The organism is Dellaglioa sp. CoH-57-MRSF-21 (assembly GCF_056781915.1).
This window is the reverse complement of the sequence record NZ_JBXAXU010000267.1, coordinates 1-230: the sequence shown is the minus strand read 5'-3', so window position 1 is coordinate 230 and position 230 is coordinate 1. Positions and strand designations below refer to the sequence as shown.

1 protein-coding gene is annotated in these 230 nt (G+C 50.9%); it reads right to left on the bottom strand.

All coding sequences use genetic code 11. From position 1 onward, the window contains the following. A partial coding sequence (locus tag AC1RPQ_RS08730) for a hypothetical protein (protein WP_481762391.1) occupies window positions 1-230 on the bottom strand: 230 nt, incomplete at both ends.

The following is a 230-nucleotide window of genomic DNA, read 5'->3' as shown; positions in this document are numbered from 1 at the left end:
GTCAATACCGTTGTGCTCGAACGCAAGAATTTCAGTATCTCGCCACGCGGCCTGTATTTGCGAAATCGGCGCATGTTCCATCAACGTGATCGCCATTTGACAAAAGTTCCGGAGTCGAGCCATGTCGTCTTCGGATACGGAACCCTGTTCGATGTCACGCACCACACGCATCACCTGATAGCGATACGTCTTGATGTACTTCTTGTGGTCGATGGTCTCACCGTTAAGAC